Source organism: Pseudomonas migulae (assembly GCF_043225285.1).
GTDB classification, from domain to species: Bacteria; Pseudomonadota; Gammaproteobacteria; order Pseudomonadales; family Pseudomonadaceae; genus Aquipseudomonas; species Aquipseudomonas migulae_C.
Map to the genome: position 1 here is coordinate 5,180,909 of NZ_CP171224.1, position 21,712 is coordinate 5,202,620.

A 21,712-nucleotide genomic window follows, 5' to 3' on the forward strand; every position below is an offset into this window, starting at 1 on the left:
GAGAGCTTTTGTCATGAATCAATTAGCGAACAAGCAAGCTCCGACCCCCTTTGAACTGGGGCGCGTCGCTCTGGTGACCGGCGCGGCCATGGGCATCGGCGCAGCCATTGCCGAACGACTGGGACACGATGGACACACGGTCGTGGTGGCCGACATCAATCTGGCGGCGGCCGAAGAAATGGTCGCCGGGCTCAAGGTCCAGGGCATCGAAGCGCTGGCGCTGGCGATCGATGTGGGCGATGCGGATTCCATCGCTGCAGCGTTTGCCGAGATACAAGCGCGTTTCGGCCGCTGCGATGTGCTGGTCAACAATGCCGGTATCGCCAGGACCCAGGCGTTTCTCGAGTGCGACCTCGGCGACTGGCAGCGCGTGCTGAATATCAACCTCACGGGCTCGCTGCTTTGTGGCCAGCACGCGGCGCGCCTGATGAGCGCCAATGGCTGGGGGCGAATCATCAACGTCGCCTCCATCAGCGGGATGCGCGCGAGCATGGGCCGCACGGCTTATGGCACGTCCAAGGCGGCGATCATCGGGTTGACCCGGCAGATGGCGGTCGAGCTGGCCGAGTACGGCATTACCGTAAATGGAATCGCGCCGGGCCCGGTGGACACGCCCTTGACCCAGACACTGCACTCGGTGACGACGCGCAATTCCTACGTCAAGGCCGTGCCGATGCGGCGTTATGGAACACCCGCCGAAATGGCCGGGGCCGTGGCTTTCCTGGCCTCTGACGATTCGTCCTATATCAGCGGCCATGTCATCCCGGTCGATGGCGGGTTCATGGCGTCGGGCATCCTCGACATTTGAGCGGGGGCAACGACGACGCTCAACCATGACGCCTGGCTCGCCCGCGTGCCGGGCGACGCCAGCCTGTCATGTGTCTCCCCCGGCGCGGCTATTCACCGCCGGGTGACGACCGTCCCTTCCTGAAAATTTCATCCTTCTTCAACGGCCCGGTTCACGGGGTGCGTGAACCGGATCGAGTCCATCCCACGCTCCGAATCTCCCTCGGAAAGAACAATAACGACCGCTCGATTGAGCCCATACCTGCGGAATGACTGATGAACGCTATCGTCCCCCCTTTGCCTCAACCTCTCGTCCCCGAACTCATCGCCAACCTGAAAACCATCGTCGGTGACAGCCATGTCTTGACCGATGCCAACGACACGGTGCGCTTCCGCCAGGGCTTTCGATTCGGCAAGGGCAATGCCGTTGCCGTGGTGCGCCCCGGTTCGCTGCTCGAACAATGGCGCGTGGTCAAAGCGTGCGTGGCGGCCGATATGATCGTGATCATGCAGGCGGCGAATACCGGGTTGACCGGTGGCTCCACGCCGGACGGCGGCTATGACCGCGACGTGGTGATCATCAGCACGTTGCGCATGCGCACGGTGCAGGTGATCGAGCAAGGGCGGCAGGTGATCTGCTTTCCCGGGTCGACGCTCGATCAACTGGAAAAGGTGCTCAAGCCGCTGGGCCGCGAGCCGCACTCGGTGATCGGTTCATCGTGCATCGGTGCTTCGGTCTTTGGCGGCGTCTGCAACAATTCCGGTGGTTCGTTGATCCGGCGAGGGCCGGCGTACACCGAGATGGCGCTGTACGCCCGGCTAGATGCAGAAGGGCAGTTGCAGCTGGTCAATCATCTGGGGGTGAAGCTGGGCGATACACCCGAGCAGATCCTCGGCAATCTGGATGCCGGCCGTTACCACGCCTCCGACATCCTGGCTGACGCCGGGCGCGGCTCCGACCACGGGTATGCCGACCATGTGCGTGCCGTCGATGCCGACACGCCGGCGCGGTTCAATGCCGACCGGCAGCGCTTGTACGAAGCCAGCGGCAGCGCCGGCAAGCTGGCCGTGTTTGCGGTGCGCCTGGACACCTTCGTCGCCGAGAAAGACACCGCGGTGTTTTACATCGGCAGCAACGACACCGCCGATCTGACCCATATCCGCCGGCACATGCTCGAACACTTCGAAGAGTTGCCGATTGCAGGCGAGTACATGCACCGCGACGCGTATGACGTGGCCGCGCAGTACGGCAAGGATACCTTCCTGATGATCCATCACCTGGGCACCCAGCGCCTGCCGAAGATGTTCGCCCTGAAGGCCCGGGTGGATAACGTGCTCGGCCGGTTTGCCTGGCTGCGTTCGAACCTGTCGGACCGTGTGTTGCAGTGGGTCGCGGGACGCTTTCCCGACCACTTGCCCAAGCGCATGGCCGACTACCGTCAGCGTTATGAACACTACTTGATGCTCAAGGTGTCGGCCGCCTCGGTGGCGTCGACACAGGCGTATCTGGATGAGTTGTTCGAAGGGCGCGAGGCCGATTTCTTCCGCTGTACGGCCGAGGAGGGGAGCAAGGCGTTCCTGCATCGGTTTGCGGCGGCCGGGGCGGCGGTGCGCTATCGGGCGATTCATGACGAGACGGTCGAAGACATCGTCGCGCTGGATATCGCCCTGGCCCGCAATGACCGGGAATGGTTCGAAAAACTCCCCGATTCCATCGAGCAACAACTGATCTTGAAGCTGTATTACGGGCACTTTTTCTGCCACGTCTTCCACCAGGATTACATCGTGCGCAAAGGCCACGACTGCACGGCGGTGGAACATGAAATGTGGGCGTTGCTGGATGATCGCGGGGCGGAGTATCCGGCGGAACATAACGTTGGCCACCTGTATCCGGCGAAGGCCGAATTGAAGGCGTTTTATCAGCAACTGGACCCGTGCAACACCTTCAATCCAGGCGTCGGCAAGACCTCCAAATGCCGGCATTGGCAGGGCGAGGCCTGAGTAGACAGAACAAAAAAGCGGCGTGCTATCGATAGCACGCCGCTTTGGGTTCAGCAAAGATCACGTCCATGGAACAAGGGGGCTCACGACCGCTGAGCCCCCTCTCGATCAGAACAGCGCCAGGGTGTAGCTGACCGCTACGCGGTTCTGGTCCTGGGCATATTCGCTAGGCACGCCGCTGCGCAATGTGCCGTTGCGCCAGCTGAAACCGACGCCTTTGAACGTCCCGCTCTGCACCACGTAATCGAGGGCCAGGTCGCGTTCCCATTCTTTCTCGTCGCCACCGCTGGCCATGCGGATGTTGGTGCCCTTGAGGTAGGTGACCGACGCCACCAGCCCCGGCACGCCCATCGCGGCGAAGTTGTAGCCGTATTGCCCGAATGCCGTGCGTTCGCCCGCCCGGGTGAAGCTGGTGACCAGGCGGTCGGTGAACAGGTAAATACTGCTGCCCGCCGCACCTTCGTTGGTGTTGCCCTGGTTGAGCTGCACGAAGTTGCCGCTGTCGGACACACTCTGGTAACCGAGCAGGAACGAGTTGCCGCCCAGCGCGTAGGTAAACATCGCGCTCCAGGTGTCGTTGTCGATTTTGCCCGCCGTATCGCCCAGGCCACTGACCCGGTATCCGGCGGCGCGACCCGCGGCGGAATCGTTGCGGCCATCGGCGTCGGTCTTGAAGTAACGCAGGTCGGTGGTCAGCGACTGGCCCTCGCCCAAGGGCAGCACATGCACCAGCCCGCCGAAATGCTGGACGTAATAGTCTTCGAGTTGGGCTGCGTAGTATTGCAGCGTGAGTTGTTTGGTCAGCTTGTAGTCGGCACCGGCAAACAGGAACTCGTTGCTTTGCTGCGTGCCGCCAGCGACCGCGAGCCCCGAACGGTTGGTCGAGCCACGGCCCGTGGCGTGTTCGAGGCGACCGCCCACCAGGGTCAGGTTCTCCACTTCCTTGGAGGTGATCATGCCGCCTTCGAAGGTTTGCGGCAGTACGCGACCATCGTTGGCCACCAGGATCGGCAACTTGGGCTGCAGCGTTCCGTAGCGGGCTTCAGTCTGGGAGAAGCGCATCTTCCCGGTCAGCCCCAGGCGGCTCCAATCGTCCACGGCGCTGCCATCGCTGTCATCGGGAATCATCGAGCTGCCGCGGTGGTTGCCTTGGCCGCCATCCAGGCGAACACCGAGCAAGCCGAGCGCGTCGACGCCAAAACCGACGGTGCCATCGGTGTAGCCGGACTTGTAGTCGAGGAAGAAGCCCTGCGCCCATTCCGCTGTCTTGCTTTGCCCGGCGGGACCGGCACGATCACGGTAGTCGTTGTTGAAGTAGTAGTTGCGAAAACCCAGGGTGGCCTTGCTGTCTTTGACAAAGTCAGCGTGTGCCATCGGTGCAAGGGCAACCCCTGTGGTGGCGAGCATGGACAGTCGAACGAAAGGAATTTTTTTCATTGTTGTTTTCCTGATGGGCGTGGCAATACGATCGAAAGGCCACGGGCCAAGGGCTGCGAGGCAGCCCTCATCACGCGGTTCCGATTTTTTTGTTATGGGGTGAGGGGTGAACGGGTCAGTCGGGCAGCCACTCCTGGAGTGTCAGCTCGATCGTGATGAAGGTGAGGTTTTTGCCGCGTTCCAGGCGACCGGCGTAAAGCTTGCCATCGGCATCGGCGATCACCGCCTGCAGACGGCTTTCACCGGGCACGATTTCGCCGCTGATGCTGAGGATTTCCACGCCCGGGCCTTCGACATGGATCTGGATCATCCCTTCGCGACCCAGGTAGCTGAGCTGACCGTCGATCAAACTGCCCAGGCCGCCCCGCACCACGGCCAGATGAATGCCGTGCTCTGCGCACAAGGCCTCGGCGCTTTCGATAAGGTCTTCGTTGGGCTTGAGACGGGCGATGACCAGGCGCCCCAGCCGGCCGCCCTGGACCAGCGATTCTTCGGTTACGGCGACGTTCATGACACCTCCTGGAGAACGGGATGAAGCAGGTTGAAGTGGGTTTCCGCGTCCGGTTGCACCTGATAGGCAACCTGGTCGAACAGGCAGAGGCGAATCGTCAGCGGCTCACTGCCCACGATCAGTTTGTCCAGCACCAGATGCCCGCCGTGATGCTCGCCATTGCGGTCCAGAAAACCGGCATGGCAATGCAGCAATGGCGCCCCTTTGGCGTCGCGCCCCACGGTGATGGCGCCGCTGATAAAGGTGATGTAGCCGTCCAGGACCACCGGTTGCCCGTAGTCGAAAGGACGTTGGGGTTTGTGGGTGGCGATCATGCGGTGGTAGCTCAGGTGCGCGGCACCGCCAGATATAATGCGGCCCACCGCGCTGCCGTAGCGTCGACCTTCGAGCGCACTGAGCACGCCCGCGGCGACGTTGCTGGCCAGCGGCAGGACGATGCGCAGCTCTTCGCTGTGCGGCACCTCCAGGTCCAGCAACCGCGGGGACAGGGAAGGGCCTTCGTGGATAAACGTGCGCACGCCGGCACGTTCAGCAAAATGAGGCGTCATCAGGCGACCTCCTGCCGCTCTTCGAGCAGCGCGCGGATCTGTTTCTTGACGATCTTGCCGTAGCCCGACTTGGGCATCTCTGCCCAGCGCACGAATCGCTTGGGCCATTTGTAGCGGGCAATACGCGGTTCGAGGTACGCCAGCAGTTGTTCGTCGCTGACCTCGGCGGTGGTGACGATGACGGCATAACCGGACTCGCCCCATTTCGCGTCGGGCATGCCCAGCACCGCGGCTTCGGTCACCGCCGGATGGCTGAGCAGGGCTTCTTCGATCTCCCGGGGATACACGTTGGAACCGCCGGAAATGTACATGTCCGATGCCCGACCGGTGATGAACAGGTAGCCGTGTTCATCCAGATGACCGAGGTCGCCGGTGTGGAACCAGCCAAACTTGAAGCAGCTCTCGTTGGCCTTCGGATTGTTGTAGTAACCGCTGAATACCGCTGGCCCGCGCACACAGATTTCACCGTCGACGCCGGTGGCGAGTTCGTTGCCCGCCTCGTCGAGAATGGCCACTTGCATGCCGGTTCGCGGGTAACCGCAGCTGCCGACTTTGGCGTTCGGCGAGTCTTCGCTGTCATGGCAGTCGGCGGGCAGCACGGTGATGTTGCCGGTCACTTCGCCCAGGCCGTAATACTGCACCAGGACATTGCCCAGCTTGTTCAGGGCATGGCGCTGGTCGGCGCGATACATCGGCGCGCCGGCGTAAATCATGTGTTGCAGACTGCTGTGGTCATAGCGGTCGACGGCATCGCTTTCGGTGAGCATCTTGACGATGGTCGGCACGGTGAACAGGTTGTCCACGCGGTATTCCTGCACCAGGCGCCAGGCCTCGTCGCAGTCCAGTTTGTCGGTGGCCGGCAGGATGCAGGCGGCGCCCCGGGCAACGTTGACCAAAGCATGGATGCCGGCGCCGTGGGACAGCGGGGCGAGCACCAGCGAACGCGAATGCTGGTTCAAGCCCGGCATCAGGTCGGCGATGTGGTTGGTGATGACAAACGCCATCTGGCCGTGGGTCAGTACGCCGGCCTTGGGGTGGCCGGTGGTGCCTGAGGTGTAGAAGAACCAGAGAGGGTCGTGGTACGTCACTTCGGCCGGGCGGAACGCCGTGTGCAGCGCGCGGCCTTCATCGAGCAACTGGTCGTAACCCAGCTCGCCGTCGCGCGGCTGACCGATGGCGATGACCGTTTGCAGGCTGGGCGATGCTTCGCGCACGGCGTCGACGTAATGTTCGAGGCCCTCGTCATACAGCATCGCCACCGCACCGCTGGAACTCCCCAGATAAGCAGCCTCCACCGGGGTGATCCGCACGTTGGTCGGGACCCACACGGCACCGAGGCGAAAGGCGATCCACGCGCTTTCGAACAGCGGCAAATTGTTGCGCGAATGCACGAGCAGTTTGTCGCCTTTGCGAATGCCGCGCTCGCGCAGGGCGGCGGCGACGCTATCGACCCGCGTGGAAATTTCTTTCCAGGAATGTTCGCGGCCGTTGCGAATGAAGCCTGGCGCATCCGGATAGCGACGGGCGATCTGATTGAGGATTTCCCCCAGGTTCATGACGTTGTCGATGCCCATCATTGCACGGTCTCCAGAATGCTCACGTAATTGGTCACCGCCGCGCCGCCCATGTTGAACACCCCGGCGCGATCGGCCTTGGCCAGCTGCATGTCGCCGGCCTGGCCGGTGAGCTGCATGGCCGCCATCACGTGCATGGACACGCCCGTGGCACCGATCGGGTGGCCCTTGGATTTGAGGCCACCCGACGGGTTGATCGGCAGGCGACCGTCCTTGCGGCTGATGCCTTCGGCGATGACGCGCGCGCCTTGGCCCCGTTCGGCCAGGCCCATGGCCTCGTATTCCAGCAATTCGGCGATGGTGAAGCAGTCGTGGGTCTCGACGAGCGACAGGTTGTCGAGGCTCAGCTCGGCGAGTTGCAGCGCCTGCTGCCAGGCGCGGGCGGCGCCTTCGAAGTAGGTGGGGTCGCGTTTCGACAGCGGCATGTAATCGTTGACCTGCACGGCGGCACGGAAGCGCACGGCATGGCGGCGATCACCCACCAGGTCTTCGCGGCTGATCACCAGCGCAGCCGAGCCATCGGTGATCAGCGAGCAGTCGGTGCGTTTCAGCGGGCCGGCCACAAACGGGTTTTTTTCCGACGGAGTACGGCAGAAGTCGTAACCGAAATCCCGGCGCATGTGGGCGTACGGGTTCAGCGCGCCGTTCGCGTGGTTCTTCGCGGCAATCATCGCCAGCGCATCGGACTGGTCGCCGTAACGGTCGAAGTAACTTTGCGCAATGTTGCCGAACACACCGGCAAAGCCGCCTTCAATGTCGGCCTCTTCCTTGGCGTAGCAGCACTTGAGCAGGATCTTGCCGACCTCGGCGGTGGGCAAGGTGTTCATCTTCTCGAAGCCCACCACCAGCGCGTGTTTGCTCTGGCCGCTGAGCACGGCCTGCAGCGCCGAGTGGATCGCGGCGGAACCGGTGGAGCAGGCGTTTTCCACGCGAACCGAGGGAGTGAAGCGCAGTGATGGAATATGGTTGGCCAGCAGCGCGGAAGGAAAATCCTGGTACAGAAAACCGGCGTTGAAATGCCCCACATGAACGGAGTCGATTTGCTCCGGGGCGATGTCAGCGTGGGCCAATGCGCCCAGTGCAGCCTCGGCCATCATTAACTCAGGATCGAGTTGGTCGAACTTGCCGAATGGCGAGTGATACCAGCCAGTGATAACAGGCGATCGCATAAGGTGTTCCTTGCGTAAAGGGTGTTCGCCAGAGGGATAGCAAGAGCGGTGCCAAGGACTGGCGAGGAAGGTGCAGGCCTTATGGGGCGGGCGTTTTCGAGGTTTTAACGACGCCCGCGACGATGTCGCCATGGGCTGTGGCGGGAGACACTTCGGGAGACACCTGTCGCTTCAGAAGCGTCGCTTGAAGGCGGTGTTTGTGAAGCAGGAGGCAAGCGGCGAGATCGGGATCACTCGCCGTTTTTCAACTCATCAACTCTTCACTGGACGCCTGGGCGCAGGCTTCCTGCGCGCTTTCAATGAAGGTCGCGATGCAGGGGTTGTAGTTGTCCGCTTTCCACACCGCCACGACCTCGATCACCGGTGCATTGCGCAACGGTTTGAAGGTGGTGGTGGCCAGGCGCATGTTGCACATCGAGCGCGGAACGATCGCAATCCCCAACCCTTCGCCCACCAGGTTGACGATGGTTTGCTGCATGTTGATTTCCAGCCCGATGTTCGGGGTGACACCGTGCTGCAGGCAGAAGTTGAAGATCATGTCATGCAGCGCCGGCGCGATTCGCCTTGGCACGATGATGAAGGTTTCCCCGGCCAGCTCCTGGGGGTCGATCGTGGCATGGGTCAGCAGTCGATGGCCCGGCGGCAGCACAACAGTCATTTTTTCCCGGTAAAGGGTCACGGTTTCGAGCCCGGTGCAGTCCTGCGGGCGGTACATGATAGCCACGTCCTTGTTGCCGCTGCTGATGTCCTGTGCGAGGTCCAGCGGCAAGGTCTCGGTCAGCTTGAGCCGCACTTGCGGAAACTGCGCGGCGTAGCGCCGTGTGATCGCCGGCGTGACGCTGTAGGCCGTCGACATCATGAACCCCACGGACAGCTCGCCCGCCGCACCTCGGGCTGCGGCCTGGGCATTGCGCTTGGCCTGCTCGAGCGCGGCGAACACCGTGGCGGTGTCCAGGTAAAAGCGCTGGCCGGCCTCGGTCAACTCCACCCGCCGGCGCGATCGGTCAAACAGCTTGACCCCCAGTTCGTCCTCCAGCAAAGCGATCTGGCGCGACAACGGCGGCTGCGAGATATGCAGGCGATCGGCAGCGCGGCCGAAGTGCAGTGTTTCGGCGAGGGTGCGGAAATATTGCAAGTGACGGAGCTCGATCATGATGCTCTCAAAGGTATCAATAGATGATTTATTATGGATTGGAAAATATAAGTGTGCGTGGTTATTGTCGTTGAACGCCATATCGACAACTGCATCACAAGTGCGGCAAGTCGACATAGTCACAAGCTATACAATAATAAAAGGTGACGCTGATGCCTTCTGTATACGAACACACTTCGTTTACCCAAGCCCGTTCAAACTCCGTTTACCCTGAATGTGACATTGCCCACGATACCGACCCGCAAGTGCGCCAGGCTTTCCGCCGCGCGCTGCGCCTGATGGAGCGCGGTATCGCCGTTCTCATCCAGGGTGAAACCGGCACCGGCAAAGAGGTGCTGGCCCGTGCGCTGCACGAGCACAGTCAGCGCCGCGCCGCGCAGCTGGTCGCCCTCAATTGCGCATCCATCCCCGAAACCCTGATTGAAAGCGAGCTGTTCGGCTATTCGCGCGGTGCGTTTTCCGGTGCCTTGCCGGGTGGCAAAAAGGGCAAAGTGGCGCAGGCCGACGGGGGCACCTTGTTCCTCGATGAAATCGGAGACATGCCCTTCGAGCAGCAGACCCGCCTGTTGCGCGTAATCGCCGAGCGCGAGATCACCCCGCTGGGTGCCGACCGCAGCGTGCCGGTGAATTTCGCGCTGATCTGCGCGACCCACCAGTCCCTGACGCATCTGGTGGAAAACGGCAGCTTTCGCGAAGACCTGTTCTACCGCATTGCCACCGGCGTCGTGCAATTGCCACCCCTGCGCGAACGCACTGACCGTGCCGAGCTGGTGTGCAGCATGGTCGCCACCGAACTGCCCGGCTGCGATCCGCGCCAAGTGGTGGCTGCCGATGTCTGGGCCTTGTTGGTCGGGCACTCCTGGCCAGGCAACCTGCGGCAGATGCGGGCGGTCATTCGCTATGCGTGTGCGGTGAAGGAGGGCGCGCGCATCCAGCGCTGTGACCTGCCCGCTGATTTCCTCGCGCAAACCGCTGATCTGCCTTCGCCACCGTTGCGCGCAGACGCGCAGAACGTCACGCCGATTCGCCAGGGCAGATTCCCCGCGGCACCTCAAGGGGAGCGCGAAGACGTCCTTGGCGTACTCGTCGATTGCCGCTGGAACATGACGGCTGCGGCCCGAGCCCTGGGCATCTGTCGGCCATCGCTGTACCGCGTGCTGCGACGGCTGAACATTGCCCCGCTCAAAGACCAGTTGGCGCTGGGTCGCTACGCCCCTTCCTGACTGTTTCACCGCCTGACTTTATCGAAAACCGGCCATTCCCTGATTATCGGGAAGGCCGACCTGCGTCCAGATCAAGGGATAACAATAATGAATGCTTCTGCCAGTTTTGCGCCGATCAGCTTTTCTCTCGAGGGCCGTAATGCACTGGTGACCGGGGCCGCTCGCGGGATCGGCTATGCCATCGCCGTCGCCTTGGGCCAATGCGGCGCGAGCGTCGCGATCTGTGACCTCGACCATGCCGCCGCCGAGCGCGCCGCCGCGCAGTTGGGTGAGTTGGGTATCCGTGCGATCGGCCTGGGCGTGGACGTTGCCGACGAGCAGCAAGTGGATGCCATGGTCAGCCAGGTTGAGCGAACGCTGGGGAGCGTCGATATCCTGGTCAACAATGCCGGTATCGTCTCGACCTTGCCGCTGCTGGAAGTCAGCGCAGCCGAATGGAAGCGCGTCATGGCGATTGACCTGACCAGCGTCTTCTACTGCGCCAAGGCCGTATTGCCGGGCATGATGGCCCGCCGCGCGGGACGGATCATCAATATCGCGTCGGTCGCTGGCAAGCGCGGGGGCGGGCTGCTGGGCAACAGTTGTTACGCCGCAGCCAAGGGTGGCGTGATTGCCTTGACCAAGGGGCTGGCGCGAGAAGCCGGGCCGTTCAACATCACCGCCAATGCGATTTCGCCGGCGTTGACCGAAACCGACATGACCAGCGCCCTGAGCGTCGAAGCGCGGGCTCGGGTCTTGGCTGACATGCCGCTCGGACGCGCAGGCACGCCGCGGGATATCGCCGCCGCCGTGTGTTTCCTGGCGTCGGAGGCGGCAAGTTTTGTCTCTGGTGAAATCATGGACGTGGACGGTGGGTACATGCGCGATTAGCCGGGAGCATGCGCTGCAGGGTGGATCTTGCCCTGTAGCGCTTGCATTTATTGACGAGGAATCCACGCCAGGATCACCGACACCGTCAGCAACGAGCACAGCGTTGAAATCAGGATCGTGCGCGACATGGTGTTCGCCTCACGACCAAACAATTCCGCGAGCATGAACGGCCCGTTGCCCACGGGCAAAGCGCTGAGCAGCAGCGCCGCCCACGCCCACATCGGCGGCAACTCGAACACCCAGAACACCAGCACGCCGGTCACCGCCGGCTGAACCAGCAACTTCATCGTCACCAGCATGCCCAGGGTCTGGCGGTTGACTTTGTGTGCGTGGGTCGCCGCCAAAAACAGGCCGATGGAGACCAGCGCGCAAGGGCCTGCGGCGGCGCCGAGAAACTGGAACAACTGCTGCACGCCAGTGGGCAGCGCGACGCCGCTCCACGCCACCATGCAACCCAGTACCGGGGCCACCATGATCGGGTTGCGCAGCAGGGAACCGCCGACCTTGGCCAGCGTGCGGCCCAGGTGCTTTTCGCTCTGGCGAAACATCTCGATCATCACAATCGCCAGGGCAAACAGCAGGCAGGCGGTCATCAAGGTTCCGATGATCGCCGGTGCAATGCCCGCTTCGCCGAAGGTCAGCAAACACAGGGGAATGCCTAGAAAACCGGAGTTGGGGTAGGCGGCGCCCAGCGCATCGATCGTGGCGTCGATGAAGTGAGCCTTCTTGCGCAGCCGCAGCCATAGCGTGGCCAGGAACACCACGGCCATGCCCAGGGCAAAAGCGGCGACGAAACGCAGATTCAGTGCCTGCACCGAGGCCAGTCTGGACATCGATTCAAACAGCAGCGCCGGCAGCCCGAGGTAGATCACGAACCGGTTCAGCTCAGTGGATGCGTTCGGCCCCAGGATGCCGCGTCGACGGCAGAAGAAACCGACAAAAATCAGACTGAAGACGGGAAAGGCAACATTGAAAATGGCGAGCATCGCCGCACATGTCCTTACCGCTGCGGCGAACCACAGCAGATTGAGAAGAGAGAAAGCGGGGTGAGCGGATCAGGCGCAGCGCAAGGTCAGGCCGCCATCGACCACCAGGTTGGTGCCGGTGATGTAGCGCGCGGCGTCGGAGGCCAGGAACAGCGCCGCGTTGGCGACATCCCAGGCATCGCCCATGAAACCCATGGGGCATTGCGCGTGGCGCGTGTCGAGCATGGCTTGAACCTCGCCGCCGTAGGCTTTGGTCAGTGACGCGCTGACCATCGGCGTGTTCATGAAACCGGGCGACACGCAATTGGCGCGGATGCCCAGCGGGGCGTACTGAATGGCCACGTTCTGGGTAAAGGCAATCATCGCCGCTTTGGTCGCTGAATAGCCGACGTAGGGGAAGCCCAGCCAATGGGTGGCGGCAATCGAGGCGATGTTGACGATGGCGCCGCGCTTCTGTGCTTCCATCACCGGCAACGCGTACTTGCAGGTCAGGAAAAGGCTGGTCTGGTTGACGGCCACCAAGCGGTTCCAGCTCTCTTCGCTGGCTTCCACCGGGCCGCCGGTTTCGGCGATCCCGACGTTGTTGTGCAACACATCCAGACGACCGAAATGATCTTGCGCCGCCTCGACCATGCGACGCATGTCGGCGGAGCTGGAGACGTCGCCCGTGAACACTTCGCAGCTGCCGCCTTCTTCGCGAATGAGGGCGCACGTGGCCTCGGCCGATTGTGGATCACGGTCCACCGCCAGTACCCTGGCGCCTTCGCGTGCATACAGCACCGCCGCCGCCCGACCATTGCTCCAGCCTTCAGCGATAGCGCCGGCGCCCGTGACGATTACAACTTTGTCGCGCATGGAATCGTTCATCGTTGTTGTCCTTATATGGCGATGTCTACCCGCCGAAAACGCTTCGGCGGGTATCGGAATTCAAGCGACGTCTTGCTGGAATTCGTCGAGGCAGCTGTCGTCCAGGGTCTGGATCGGTGTGAAGTCGCGGTGAGCGATGTAGTCCGGACGCTTGAATTTGCGGATCGCGTTCTCCACCGAGTTGGTGGTGACATACAGCGTGTTGCGGTCCCAGGGCGACAGGTTGGGCGACGAGGCGTGCACCAGCGTGCTCTGGAAAATCAGGACCGTCCCGGCGACGCCCTTGGGTGCGACGATCCCTCCCTGCTCAACCAGTGCCGACACCTTGGCATTGTCCAGGGTCCACAGCGGATAGCTGGTGGTCGTCACGTCGTGGCTTGCGTCCAGACGACCTTGCTTGTGGGAGCGGGGGATGAGCATCAGCGGGCCGTTGAACTCGTTGACGTCATCGAGAAATATCGCCACGTTCATGGCCCGGGCCTCGGGCATGCCGTCATCCTGGTGCCAGGTGCCGAAATCCTGGTGCCACTGCCAGATATCGCCATTGAACGCGGCTTTGGCGTTGATCTTGAATTGGTGCATGTACACGTCGCTGTCCAGCAACTGCCGCGCCGGTTCGATCAGGCGTGGATGGCTGGCCACCCGGGCGAATACTTCATCGAAGGTATGGGCGGCGAACACGGTGCGCACCACGCCGCTTTTTTCCTTGATCACCTCGTCACGGTTCATCTGGTACAGCGCCGGAAGGCGGGATTTCATCAAGGCCGCTTCCTGTTGGGAAAACAGGCTCGGCAGCAGGATGTAGCCTTCTTCGTCATAAGCTTTGATTTGTTCTTGTGTCAGCTTCATGAGTGTCTCCAAGGGTGAGTCCGCAGGTCAGGCCTGCTTCAGTTTTGTCGCGTGTTCCGAGTCCTCCAGAATCCGCGCCAGGTGCTCGGCGGCGCTTTCGGCGTGCTGTTGGGCAAGCCGTCCCGCCAATTCCTCATCGCCATCGAAAATGGCGGACAAGATCGCTTGGTGCTCGTCCCAGACGCCTTCGAAGGTGCGGACGTCATTCTGAAGAATCGAGCTCATGGTCCGGCGAATGTGGTGCCAGTGCAGGGCGGTGGTCTGGGCGATCACCGGGTTGCCGGACATTTCATAGATGAATTTATGGAAGGCCATATCGAGGCTCACCAACGTACGGGTGTCGTTGGAGGCTGCTGCCGCCCGGCCTTGGCTGACCAGTTTGTCGGCGATGGATTTGAGTTTTTTTGCGCCGTCCTGCCGGCTCAGTCGTGCGGCGTTGCGGGCCGCGAGTGCGTCGAGGGCGGCGCGCACCTGGTACAGCTGCACCAGTTTTTGCGGGTCCAGTGGCGTGACGATCACCCCTTTGCGGCCGTGGTCTTCGATGAAGCCTTCGCGCTTGAGAATCTGGAAGGCCTGGAGAATGGGCTGGCGCGACACCCCCAGTTGGGCGGCCAGGCCTTCCTGCGTGACGCGCTCATTGGGTTGCAGCGTTCCCTCGCAAATGGCGTCCAGGATGGCGTCATAAACCTGTTCGATCAGTTGCGCCGGGGTATCGAGCTTTTGCATGGGAAAGGGTCCTGTTTCCGTGTTCTGTATACAGACTACAAATCCATCGCTATGCTGTCAACGCACTCTTTTATCCATAACAAAATCAAGTGGAGAGTCACCATGACCGGCATCTCGCGTCGCAGATTTGTCCAGACCCTGTCCCTCGCCTCAGCCGCCTTGCTGGCCACAGGGTCGGGCCTGTACAGCGCAAACAGTCGCGCTGCAGAGTTTCGATTGAAGTTCGCCAACAACCTGCCGCTGAACCACCCGATGAACGTGCGTGCCCGGGAGGCCGCCAAGCGCATTGCCGAGGAGTCCCAGGGCAGTGTGGCGCTACAGGTGTTTCCCAGCAGCCAATTGGGCGGCGACACCGACATGCTTGCCCAGGCGCGCTCCGGGGCCATCGACTTCTATGCCGGCCCGCCGGTGATTCTGGGCACCCTGATACCGGCCGCGCAGATCAGCGCAGTGGGTTTCGCGTTCAAGGATTACGATCAGGTGTGGGCGGCGATGGATGGCGAACTGGGCGCGCATATCCGCGGCGAGATTGCCAAGAGCGAGGTGTTGTTTGCCTTCGAAAAAATCTGGGACAACGGCTTTCGGGTCACCACCACCAGCAGCCGGCCGATTGCGACCCCCGCAGACCTGTCGGGAATGAAACTGCGCGTCCCGCCAAGCCCGATCATCATGTCGATGTTCCGCAGCTTCGATGCTGCACCGGCGAGCATCAACTTTTCCGAGGTGTACTCCGCATTGCAGACTCGTATCGTTGAGGGGCAGGAGAACCCGCTGACCTTGATCTCCTCCGCGAAGCTGTATGAGGTGCAAAAGTATTGCTCAATGACCAACCACATGTGGGACGGGTTCTGGATCCTGGGAAATCAAGCCAAGTTTGCCGGGCTGCCCGCGTCGGTGCAGGCGCTGGTGTCCAGGCACATCAACGAGGCCGGGGTGAACATGCGCGCCGATCTGCGCACGATGCAGCAGGACGTCATCGCGGTGCTGAGCAGCAAAAAGCTGATCCTGAGTAGCGTGGCCCCCGATGCTTTCCGCCAGAAACTGCGCGATGCCGGTTACTACTCGCAATGGCGCGAGACGTTTGGAGAGAAACCCTGGGCGTTGTTGGAGAAAATCAGCGGATCCCTGGCTTGATCGACTCGGGCTTCGAACGCCATGGTTTGATGTGAGGCCAACGCTGCCGTGCCCTCAGCGGGCACGGTGAGCCTCATACTGTTGTCCTGTGCCGACCGCCGAGGTGGCAGCGTGTCAGCGCAAACTCCATGACACGCCAACATACGCCGCCAGTCCTTCACCCGGCGTCGAGCGTGCCGCGTCCAGACCTTTGTCGTCATACCCCGGCGTGACGGTGGCGGCGTAGTGTTTGTTGGTCAGGTTGCGCACGTCCAGCCAGGTTTGCCAGTCGTTCTTGGCAGCGTTGTAGCCCACCGTCGCACCGAACAGCGCGTAGGGATCGGCGTAGTAACTGTTGGCGTAATCGACCGCTGTTTTCGACACCCACTGCGTATTGAGCGCCGCGAAGAAACCCAGGGGCCAGTCGTAGCGCAGTTCGCCCTGGTAATAGTGCATCGGCAGGCCCGGCAGGCGGTTATCGCCGAAGCGATCGTCGTCGCGGTAGTGGAAGTCGCTGAAGGTATAGCTCTGGCGCAGGCTCAATTGGCCGCCGCCCTCCGGCGACCACAGGTTGCTTTGCAGGCTGGCTTCCACGCCCTGATGCACGGTGGGGCTGGCGTTGAGTTCGTAAGGCGTCACCGCCGTCGCATCCGGCAACACCGAGAGCAATTCATGCTGCACCTGGGCGTAGTACCAGGCCAGGCTCCATTGCCCGATCGCGCTGTCGCCGCGACCGCCGAGTTCCAGAGTGGTCGCCGTCTGATTCTGCAGTTTGATCGGGTCGCGCTGGGCGCCGGTGGCGACGCCGCTGCCGGCCGGGAATCGAACGTTGGAGCTGTAGATCAGCGACCACGGGTGCGGTGCTTCGACCGAGCGGCTGAGGTTGCCGAACAATTGCACGTCCGGCGTGAGCTGGTAGCGCAGCCCCACACGCGGCGCGTAGTCCCAGTCGTTGAGGCTGGTCTTGCCGCCACCTTGCGGATAAGTGACGGCGCTTTCGCGACGGGTATAAATCGCGGCGAGGCCGGTGGTCAGCCACAGGTCATCGGCGATCTCCAGGTCGTTGCCCACATGCAGGACAGTGTCCGAACCCTGGTAAGTGAAATTGCGAATGTGCGTGCCCGGCGCGTAGCCGGCGGTGTTGCCGGTGGGGATGCGCACGAGCTCAGTGGCGCCGGCATTCGGCAGGTGTTTGGTCACGCGCAGCCCCGCCGTGCTGCGGCTTTCCAGGCCCCAAAGGGTGTCGCGACGCTTGTAGTCGAACGTGCCGCTGGCATCCGTGTAGGCGACTTTCAGGCGGTTGGGGCCTTCTCGCAGGTCCATCGGATAGTCGTGATAGACCAGGCCGGTCTGGATGCTCGAATCGTCATCGATGTAGTAAGTGGTCTTGTTGCCGATGAAGGTGCTGCCCGGCTGTTCGCGACGGTCGTCCCGCGCCACGTAGGCGGGGTTGGCCGCCCGTGGATCGTGCTCGATGGAGCGTTTGGTCACCCGCCCCGCGAGGTCGTTGTCGGTCTGGCGATAGCGCAGGTAAAAACGCGTTTCCAGCTGCGGGTTGAAGCGATAGCCGAAGTTGGCGATGACGCCCTGGCTCTCGCTGGCCGTGTGATCCTGATAACCATCGGCACGGGCATCGGTGGTGGACACGTAGTAGTCGAAATCCCCCAGCACCTGCCCGGAACTGACCTGACGCTGCTGATAACCGTGGCTGCCGGTGACGTAGCGCACCTGCAACAGTGGGGCGTCGTAGCCGGTGTGGCTGACGTAATCGATGGCACCGCCCAGGGCCAGTGCGCCCCGATCGAAACCGTTGGCGCCGCGCAACACTTCCACGTGGTCGAGCCACAGCGGCTCCAGCAATTCATAAGGCGTGCCCCCCGGGCCGGTCAGCGGCAGACCGTCGAGCATGGCGTACAGCCCCGAGGCATGGGCGCCCGGTGCGCGGTTGATGCCCGATCCGCGGATCGAGATCTTTACCCCTTCGTTGCCCGCCGACTGCGCATACACGCCCGGTTGATATGCCAGCACATCCTGGTTGCTGGCGACGCGGCCCTGCAGCGGGCGGCGCATGTCGACCACATTGGTGCCGCCCGGCACCTGGGCAAGGCGCGCCTTGGCGTCCTCGATCGTCTGGTCTTCGTCGCTCTGGTCCTGCGCCTGAATCAGCACTTGCCCCAATTCCAGGCCTTGGCTCTCGGCCATGGCCGGACAGGCAAGCGCGAGCCCCAGCAACGCGGTGGGCAGGGATTTGGGCGAAGGCATTGAGAAACTCCAGACGTGCGGGAACGGGCAGTGAAGAAGTGCGACGTAAGGAGGAACGAAGTAAACACATGGCAGTTTTGTTTTTTTGCACAGGCGAACGAGCGTCGGCAGGATTCCCCGGAGCGGCGCCTAGTTTCTGCACTCGGCCAGCACCACCTGGCAGGTGTCCGGCGTGCCGCCGGATCGACCGGCATAGCGAATGCAATTGTTCATCGATTTCTGCCGCGCGATGCTCAAGGTAGCGCCCCACGCGAGACCGCCTTCGCCGGAGGAGGGGAGCGCTTTGGCATAGCAATTCGAGCCGATGCTGGCGGACGCATAACGCGCTGTGGTCGATTTACTCGAGCATCCCGCGAGCAGAGCGAGGTTGAGGGCGAGCAGGCAGGGCAGAAACCAGGACGAGCATTGGCGTGCTGTTTGGCCGGGCATCGCGGTGACCCCTTGAGGCTGGCAGCGTGGGTGTGACTTGATAAGAATAGTCCGCAGGCGGATGTCTGGAATCGCCTTTCGGCGGAGTTAGCGCCATACCTGCTCGGTGAACAGAACAACCGCAATGACGATCATCGCCGCACCGGAGAAACGGCTGACAAAACGAGCCGCAGCGGGACGCGCTTGCAGCACAACCTGTGAGCCGAATCCCACCAGCAGAGAGATAACGCCGCAACTGACTGTGTGAATGAGCCCCAGCGCAATCATCTGCATCGGCACAGGCCAGACGGCGGTCGTGTCGGTGAACTGAGGCAGCAGCGCGAGGAACAGCAGGAACACTTTCGGATTCAGCCCGCTCACGCAAAGTCCCTTGAGTGCCCAGCGTTTCCAGGAGCCCGACGTCTGTAGGTCATCAGCCTTCGGGGTAGCGGGGCGGGCAAGAGTGCAGCGGCGCACGTCAACGCTGGTGATGAAACGGGTGGTGCAGGATCGACCGTTGCCGTTGTGATTCGTGAGCGCCATTCTCGGTTGCCCCGGATCTTCCGGTATGAAGGGGCAGGGTAGGACCTCCTCTATATATAGAGGCCGATAGCGATACGCTAAAGTTAGGCGAGTCGTTGACTGACTGTTTGCTTGGAGGGCTCGATGCCGCCCATCACCACACGCCTGGTGGCGCTGTCAGTGTTTTGCCTGACGCTTGCTGTGCAAGCCATCGCCAGCGCCTGCCCGGCGGGGGAGAAAGAAGTGTGCCTGGACGGCTGCATCTGTCTTCCTGATCTGGGGCAAGTACTGGGGTCGGTGCCTGATGACATCTATCAGATGGCCGCGCCCGCGCTGGCGTCTTGGCTGACCCAGGCCCGCACTGAAGCTGCCAGCGCTGGCGTCCAATCGATTCCACCACACATCCGTGAGCAATTGCTGCGCTGGTATGACCCCGTCGTCCTTGATGCCGCGCGCTATAAAGTCAGTGACAACGACCAATTCAGCGCTGCCACCGCGATGCTGCGAAATCCCGATGTCGGTGCCGTGACGTTGATCGACATCATTCTCTTCCGGGATGCTGAAACCGCTGAGCAGGACATCGTGCTCTGGGCTCACGAGCTGAAGCATGTGCAGCAGTTCCAGGAATGGGGCGTAGAAGGATTCGCCCAGCGCTATACGCAAGACTTCAACGCGGTGGAGGCGCCGGCTTATGCCATACAGGCTGAAGTCAGGCGATGGGTGCGGGAGGGGGTATCTAATTGAGTGGCCCTTCTATCTATATAGAAGGCGTCGTTGGATCTGAAAAACATATCGAAAAGAGGTGTTGACACTAGTGAGTAACGCTGTAGAATTCGCCTCCCGCTAACGAGAGATCGGAAGCGCAAGTGGTTGAAGTTGCAAAGGAAACTTTGAAAACTTCTGAAAATAACCGCTTGACAGCAACAGGGGCTGCTGTAGAATGCGCGCCTCGGTTGAGACGAAAGATCTTAACCAACCGCTCTTTAACAACTGAATCAAGCAATTCGTGTGGGTGCTTGTGGAGTCAGACTGATAGTCAACAAGATTATCAGCATCACAAGTTACTCCGCGAGAAATCAAAGATGTAACCAACGATTGCTGAGCCAAGTTTAGGGTTTCTTAAAAACCCAAAGATGTTTGAACTGAAGAGTTTGATCATGGCTCAGATTGAACGCTGGCGGCAGGCCTAACACATGCAAGTCGAGCGGTAGAGAGAAGCTTGCTTCTCTTGAGAGCGGCGGACGGGTGAGTAATGCCTAGGAATCTGCCTGGTAGTGGGGGATAACGTTCGGAAACGGACGCTAATACCGCATACGTCCTACGGGAGAAAGCAGGGGAGCTTCGGGCCTTGCGCTATCAGATGAGCCTAGGTCGGATTAGCTAGTTGGTGAGGTAATGGCTCACCAAGGCGACGATCCGTAACTGGTCTGAGAGGATGATCAGTCACACTGGAACTGAGACACGGTCCAGACTCCTACGGGAGGCAGCAGTGGGGAATATTGGACAATGGGCGAAAGCCTGATCCAGCCATGCCGCGTGTGTGAAGAAGGTCTTCGGATTGTAAAGCACTTTAAGTTGGGAGGAAGGGCAGTAAATTAATACTTTGCTGTTTTGACGTTACCGACAGAATAAGCACCGGCTAACTCTGTGCCAGCAGCCGCGGTAATACAGAGGGTGCAAGCGTTAATCGGAATTACTGGGCGTAAAGCGCGCGTAGGTGGTTTGTTAAGTTGGATGTGAAATCCCCGGGCTCAACCTGGGAACTGCATTCAAAACTGACAAGCTAGAGTATGGTAGAGGGTGGTGGAATTTCCTGTGTAGCGGTGAAATGCGTAGATATAGGAAGGAACACCAGTGGCGAAGGCGACCACCTGGACTGATACTGACACTGAGGTGCGAAAGCGTGGGGAGCAAACAGGATTAGATACCCTGGTAGTCCACGCCGTAAACGATGTCAACTAGCCGTTGGGAGCCTTGAGCTCTTAGTGGCGCAGCTAACGCATTAAGTTGACCGCCTGGGGAGTACGGCCGCAAGGTTAAAACTCAAATGAATTGACGGGGGCCCGCACAAGCGGTGGAGCATGTGGTTTAATTCGAAGCAACGCGAAGAACCTTACCAGGCCTTGACATCCAATGAACTTTCCAGAGATGGATTGGTGCCTTCGGGAACATTGAGACAGGTGCTGCATGGCTGTCGTCAGCTCGTGTCGTGAGATGTTGGGTTAAGTCCCGTAACGAGCGCAACCCTTGTCCTTAGTTACCAGCACGTAATGGTGGGCACTCTAAGGAGACTGCCGGTGACAAACCGGAGGAAGGTGGGGATGACGTCAAGTCATCATGGCCCTTACGGCCTGGGCTACACACGTGCTACAATGGTCGGTACAGAGGGTTGCCAAGCCGCGAGGTGGAGCTAATCCCATAAAACCGATCGTAGTCCGGATCGCAGTCTGCAACTCGACTGCGTGAAGTCGGAATCGCTAGTAATCGCGAATCAGAATGTCGCGGTGAATACGTTCCCGGGCCTTGTACACACCGCCCGTCACACCATGGGAGTGGGTTGCACCAGAAGTAGCTAGTCTAACCTTCGGGAGGACGGTTACCACGGTGTGATTCATGACTGGGGTGAAGTCGTAACAAGGTAGCCGTAGGGGAACCTGCGGCTGGATCACCTCCTTAATCGACGACATCAGCTGCTCCATAAGTTCCC

18 protein-coding genes, 1 rRNA gene and 1 pseudogene are annotated in these 21,712 nt (G+C 61.2%); 7 read left to right on the forward strand and 13 right to left on the reverse strand.

Annotated features, from left to right (window positions below; genetic code table 11):
* The first annotated feature begins 13 nt into the window (after window positions 1-13).
* Both ACF6ZU_RS23760 and dld read left to right on the forward strand, forming a co-directional pair.
* A complete protein-coding gene (locus ACF6ZU_RS23760; RefSeq protein ID WP_392887552.1) occupies window positions 14-808 on the forward strand; it encodes an SDR family NAD(P)-dependent oxidoreductase in 795 nt (264 codons plus the stop codon).
* A 254-nt stretch (window positions 809-1,062) separates the two neighbouring features.
* The gene (gene dld / locus ACF6ZU_RS23765) at window positions 1,063-2,787 is read left to right on the forward strand and encodes a D-lactate dehydrogenase (RefSeq protein ID WP_392887554.1); all 1,725 of its coding nucleotides are present in this window, start codon (window positions 1,063-1,065) and stop codon (window positions 2,785-2,787) included.
* A 108-nt stretch (window positions 2,788-2,895) separates the two neighbouring features.
* Here the strand turns inward: dld and ACF6ZU_RS23770 are convergent, their stop codons facing one another.
* The 6 genes from ACF6ZU_RS23770 to ACF6ZU_RS23795 form a co-directional block, all read right to left on the reverse strand.
* The gene (locus ACF6ZU_RS23770) at window positions 2,896-4,224 is read right to left on the reverse strand and encodes an OprD family porin (RefSeq protein WP_392887556.1); all 1,329 of its coding nucleotides are present in this window, start codon (window positions 4,222-4,224) and stop codon (window positions 2,896-2,898) included.
* Between the two features lie 115 nt (window positions 4,225-4,339).
* Window positions 4,340-4,735: a PPC domain-containing DNA-binding protein gene (locus ACF6ZU_RS23775; protein ID WP_392887558.1), complete on the reverse strand. Its 396-nt coding sequence runs from the start codon at window positions 4,733-4,735 to the stop codon at window positions 4,340-4,342.
* A complete protein-coding gene (locus tag ACF6ZU_RS23780; protein ID WP_392887561.1) occupies window positions 4,732-5,283 on the reverse strand; it encodes a hypothetical protein in 552 nt (183 codons plus the stop codon). The genes ACF6ZU_RS23775 and ACF6ZU_RS23780 overlap by 4 nt, the downstream gene beginning before the upstream one ends.
* Complete coding sequence (locus tag ACF6ZU_RS23785; RefSeq protein ID WP_392887562.1) at window positions 5,283-6,860, reverse strand: acyl-CoA synthetase; 1,578 nt, start codon at window positions 6,858-6,860, stop codon at window positions 5,283-5,285. The genes ACF6ZU_RS23780 and ACF6ZU_RS23785 overlap by 1 nt, the downstream gene beginning before the upstream one ends.
* Entirely contained in the window at window positions 6,857-8,026 is a 1,170-nt protein-coding gene (locus ACF6ZU_RS23790) for an acetyl-CoA acetyltransferase (protein ID WP_392887564.1), read from the reverse strand. The genes ACF6ZU_RS23785 and ACF6ZU_RS23790 overlap by 4 nt, the downstream gene beginning before the upstream one ends.
* Before the next feature lie 244 nt (window positions 8,027-8,270).
* A complete protein-coding gene (locus ACF6ZU_RS23795) occupies window positions 8,271-9,179 on the reverse strand; it encodes a LysR family transcriptional regulator (protein WP_392887565.1) in 909 nt (302 codons plus the stop codon).
* Window positions 9,180-9,331: 152 nt separating this feature from the next.
* Here ACF6ZU_RS23795 and ACF6ZU_RS23800 point away from each other — a divergent pair, with 152 nt between their 5' ends.
* Both ACF6ZU_RS23800 and ACF6ZU_RS23805 read left to right on the forward strand, forming a co-directional pair.
* Window positions 9,332-10,402: a sigma-54-dependent Fis family transcriptional regulator gene (locus ACF6ZU_RS23800; protein ID WP_392887566.1), complete on the forward strand. Its 1,071-nt coding sequence runs from the start codon at window positions 9,332-9,334 to the stop codon at window positions 10,400-10,402.
* An 87-nt stretch (window positions 10,403-10,489) separates the two neighbouring features.
* Complete coding sequence (locus tag ACF6ZU_RS23805; protein ID WP_392887567.1) at window positions 10,490-11,272, forward strand: SDR family NAD(P)-dependent oxidoreductase; 783 nt, start codon at window positions 10,490-10,492, stop codon at window positions 11,270-11,272.
* 47 nt (window positions 11,273-11,319) lie between these two features.
* Here ACF6ZU_RS23805 and ACF6ZU_RS23810 read toward each other — a convergent pair whose 3' ends face one another.
* The 4 genes from ACF6ZU_RS23810 to ACF6ZU_RS23825 all read right to left on the reverse strand — a co-directional run bounded on the left by ACF6ZU_RS23810 (window position 11,320) and on the right by ACF6ZU_RS23825 (window position 14,700).
* Entirely contained in the window at window positions 11,320-12,258 is a 939-nt protein-coding gene (locus tag ACF6ZU_RS23810; RefSeq protein ID WP_392887569.1) for an AEC family transporter, read from the reverse strand.
* 69 nt (window positions 12,259-12,327) lie between these two features.
* Complete coding sequence (locus ACF6ZU_RS23815) at window positions 12,328-13,125, reverse strand: SDR family NAD(P)-dependent oxidoreductase (RefSeq protein ID WP_392887571.1); 798 nt, start codon at window positions 13,123-13,125, stop codon at window positions 12,328-12,330.
* 60 nt (window positions 13,126-13,185) lie between these two features.
* Window positions 13,186-13,974: a phytanoyl-CoA dioxygenase family protein gene (locus ACF6ZU_RS23820; protein ID WP_392887573.1), complete on the reverse strand. Its 789-nt coding sequence runs from the start codon at window positions 13,972-13,974 to the stop codon at window positions 13,186-13,188.
* 27 nt (window positions 13,975-14,001) lie between these two features.
* Window positions 14,002-14,700, reverse strand: coding sequence for a GntR family transcriptional regulator (locus ACF6ZU_RS23825; RefSeq protein WP_392887574.1), 699 nt, complete (start codon window positions 14,698-14,700; stop codon window positions 14,002-14,004).
* Window positions 14,701-14,802: 102 nt separating this feature from the next.
* Between ACF6ZU_RS23825 and ACF6ZU_RS23830 the strand changes: the two genes are divergently transcribed.
* Window positions 14,803-15,834, forward strand: coding sequence for a TRAP transporter substrate-binding protein (locus tag ACF6ZU_RS23830; RefSeq protein ID WP_392887576.1), 1,032 nt, complete (start codon window positions 14,803-14,805; stop codon window positions 15,832-15,834).
* Between the two features lie 114 nt (window positions 15,835-15,948).
* Here ACF6ZU_RS23830 and ACF6ZU_RS23835 read toward each other — a convergent pair whose 3' ends face one another.
* The 3 genes and pseudogenes from ACF6ZU_RS23835 to ACF6ZU_RS23845 all read right to left on the reverse strand — a co-directional run.
* The gene (locus tag ACF6ZU_RS23835; RefSeq protein ID WP_392887578.1) at window positions 15,949-18,075 is read right to left on the reverse strand and encodes a TonB-dependent receptor family protein; all 2,127 of its coding nucleotides are present in this window, start codon (window positions 18,073-18,075) and stop codon (window positions 15,949-15,951) included.
* Window positions 18,076-18,204: 129 nt separating this feature from the next.
* Window positions 18,205-18,504: a hypothetical protein gene (locus ACF6ZU_RS23840; protein WP_392887580.1), complete on the reverse strand. Its 300-nt coding sequence runs from the start codon at window positions 18,502-18,504 to the stop codon at window positions 18,205-18,207.
* An 87-nt stretch (window positions 18,505-18,591) separates the two neighbouring features.
* Window positions 18,592-18,945: pseudogene (locus ACF6ZU_RS23845) on the reverse strand (LysE family translocator); the annotation flags it as partial.
* 204 nt (window positions 18,946-19,149) lie between these two features.
* Here ACF6ZU_RS23845 and ACF6ZU_RS23850 point away from each other — a divergent pair.
* Both ACF6ZU_RS23850 and ACF6ZU_RS23855 read left to right on the forward strand, forming a co-directional pair.
* The gene (locus ACF6ZU_RS23850) at window positions 19,150-19,749 is read left to right on the forward strand and encodes a DUF4157 domain-containing protein (protein ID WP_392887582.1); all 600 of its coding nucleotides are present in this window, start codon (window positions 19,150-19,152) and stop codon (window positions 19,747-19,749) included.
* A 395-nt stretch (window positions 19,750-20,144) separates the two neighbouring features.
* A 16S ribosomal RNA gene (locus tag ACF6ZU_RS23855) occupies window positions 20,145-21,681 on the forward strand.
* The last annotated feature ends 31 nt before the right edge of the window (window positions 21,682-21,712 follow it).